This window comes from Streptomyces sp. B1866, from assembly GCF_031932565.1.
Lineage (GTDB): Bacteria > Actinomycetota > Actinomycetes > Streptomycetales > Streptomycetaceae > Streptomyces.
In genome coordinates this window covers 1-2,847 of sequence record NZ_JAVSCF010000436.1, presented here as the reverse complement: position 1 = coordinate 2,847, position 2,847 = coordinate 1, and the positions used below count along the sequence as shown (strand labels likewise).

At 73.4% G+C, this 2,847-nt stretch carries 2 protein-coding genes; both read right to left on the bottom strand.

Going from position 1 to position 2,847, the window contains the following annotated elements; genetic code table 11:
- Positions 1 to 149: 149 nt before the first annotated feature.
- On the bottom strand, positions 150 to 1,421 hold the full coding sequence (locus tag RKE29_RS29120; protein ID WP_312008705.1) for a tetratricopeptide repeat protein: 1,272 nt from the start codon (positions 1,419 to 1,421) through the stop codon (positions 150 to 152).
- 326 nt (positions 1,422 to 1,747) lie between these two features.
- Positions 1,748 to 2,668 carry an LLM class F420-dependent oxidoreductase gene (locus RKE29_RS29115; protein WP_312008704.1) on the bottom strand — a complete coding sequence of 307 codons (921 nt, stop codon included), beginning with the start codon at positions 2,666 to 2,668 and terminating at the stop codon, positions 1,748 to 1,750.
- Positions 2,669 to 2,847 lie beyond the last annotated feature (179 nt).

Genomic DNA, 2,847 nt, shown 5'->3' with positions numbered 1-2,847 from the left:
TCCCGCGCGCGAGCGCGTCGGCGAGGGGGCGGCGGGGGCGGCGGTCATGGGGCTCCTGGGCGGAAGGGGCCGGGCTGTGAGCGTAGCCCGGACACCACATCCGGGTATGCCGCCGGTCGGTGATGTCGGATTGCGAGTCACCGGGCCTGTCAGGCACCGGCGATGCCCGCCACCCGCTCGTGGAACGCCCGGGCACGCGGCTCGCCCGGATACCGCCGCCTCAGCTCGCTGCCGAGTTCATCGGCGACTGTCAGCAAGGACGGCAGCGACTTCCGGGGCGTCTCCAACGCCCGCGTCCCCATGGCCACGGCCTCCTCCAGCTCACCGGCCCGCGCGGCCGTCACTCCAAGGGTGAGCCGGGCCTCCGCCGCCCGCATGGGTGAGACCTCGCGGCCGTTTCGAGCGGTGCTCGTGCGGACGACCTCCCGGGCGTGGCGGACGGCACGGTCGTCGTCTCCCAAGAGCCGGTAGGAGTCCATCGCGTAGAAGTCCCACTTGGCGGGGTCGATGATGAAATGGTGCTCGGGGTGGTCGGGCCGGGGCAGGCGTTCGAGACGGGCCCGGCCCGCGTCGAGCGCGTTGCGCACGCTCCGGGCGTCGCCCATGCGCGCGTACGCCTTGGCCTGCTGTGCGTAGAGCTGCACGCCGACGCTGTGCGTCGAGTCCGCCTCGTGTCCGGCGTCCACGCAGTCCACGGCGTCGGACCACCGCCCCTGTGTGAGAGCGAACCAGGCGCCCAGTTCCCAGGCCCAGGCGGCGATCTCGCCGTGCCCGGTCTCGCGGCCGATCGCCAGCGCTGCGGCGCGGCTGGTGTCGGCTGCCTGGTGCTGTCCGAGGTCGTACTCGACGCAACCGCCGAGGAGGAAGAGCCAGCCCGCGTGGACCAGCAGGTCCCGGTGCTGACGAAGGGTCGTCCGGCCTTCGAGAAGCCGTGACACGTGCCGGATGCCCAATCGGGTCTGCCGGTGCAGTTCGGCGGCGGGGGTGTGCGGATAGGCGCGGCACAGCCGGTCGATCGCGGTCTCGACGGTCTCCATCTCGGCGGCGCTGACATCCGATGCCTGTGCGTGCCGCACCAGGTCGGCCACGTCCCACGGGCCGGGCCGGGTGGTCGGCACGGACAAGGCGGCCGAGGCGGCCGCGGTGGCGCGCGCAGAGGCGAAGGCGTCGTCCTCCCAGGGGCGCGGAGCCAGGCGGAGCAGGTGCCCGGGAATGCGCAGGGCGTCGGCGATCCATTCGATCTTCTCAATGGACGTGATACGCGAGTCACCCCGCGCGATCCTGCCGACCCGCTCCGGTTTGATGTCACAGGCTTCGGCCAGCCTGCTGAAGCTGATCCCGCCCCACTTCCGGGCGAGGAAGAAGACGGTTCCGAAGTCGTGCCGGACGAGGGCCGCCCGCACGTCTTCGCGTTCGAGCACGTGGGACGGTAAGGCGGTGGGCGGTGCTGGATAACGCATAGTCCGGTGACCTCCGTCGTCTGACGGTACGTATGCCGATCCGCGCTGTGGGAGTACTCATCGTACGGACCGCTCATATGGGCTAACGAGGCGGTCGGCGGCCGGTCACTCCGGAGACGCGGAACCAGCCCAGGCGTGCCCGTCATCGGTACAGCCCGGCTCTCCGGATCGCTCGGCGCTCCTTTCGGCGAGCGCCGGGGCAAGCTCCCGGGCCCGGCCGAAAGGGAGCCGACCGCCCAAGCCGTCTGCGAACCTCGGACGCAGACCGGTCGGAGCCCGGTCCGCCCTCACAGCTGGGGCTGCACCTCGGCGGCGATCAGCTCCAGGTGGTCCAGGTCGTCCAGGTCGAGGATCTGGAGGTAGATCCGGGACGCGCCGGTCTCCGCGTAGCGGCCGATCGTGTCGACCACCTCGGCGGGCGTGCCCGCCAGCCCGTGCTCCTTCAGCTCCGCGACCTCCCGGCCGATCGCCGCCGCCCGCCGCGCGACGTCCGCGTCGTCCTTTCCCGCGCACACCACCAGCGCGTTGGAGTACACCAGGTCGTCCGGCGCGCGGCCGATGGCCTCGGCCGCCGCCCGGACGCGGCCGAACTGCCGCTCGGTCTCGGCCACGGACGAGAACGGCATGTTGAACTCCTGCGCGTACCGCGCGGCCAGGCGCGGGGTGCGGGTCGCGCCGTGGCCGCCGATCAGGACCGGCACCCGGGACTGGGCGGGCTTGGGCAGGGCGGGCGAGTCGGCCAGCTGGTAGTACTCGCCGTCGTAGGAGAAGGTCTCGCCGACCGGGGTCTGCCACAGGCCGGTGACGACGGCCAGCTGCTCCTCCAGCCGCGCGAACCGGTCTGCGGGGAACGGGATGCCGTACGCCCGGTGCTCCTCCTCGTACCACCCCGCGCCGAGGCCGAGCTCGATCCGGCCGCCGGACATCTGGTCGACCTGGGCGACCTGGAGGGCCAGCACGCCCGGCAGCCGGAAGGTGGCGGCGGTCATCAGGGTGCCCAGCCGGATCCGGGTGGTCTCCCGGGCCAGCCCGGCGAGGGTGATCCACGCGTCGGTGGGGCCCGGCAGGCCGTCGGCGGACCCCATGCGGAGGTAGTGGTCGGAGCGGAAGAAGGCGTCGAAGCCGAGGTCCTCGGCGGCCTTGGCCACGGCGAGCAGGGTCTCGTACGACGCGCCCTGCTGGGGCTCGGTGAAGATGCGCAGTTCCATACGGCCCATCCTGCCCACCGGAACCGGCCCGCCGGGGACCGCCCCGCCCGGCCGGACGGCCGCCGCCCCGGTCGCGTGTGCGGGCCGGGGCCGCCGTGCGGTCCGGCGCCTCCTTCCGGGCCGGTGTCCGCCGGCGCTCCGGCACCAGGGGGCGCCCGGGCGGGCGGTGGTGCGCCGGC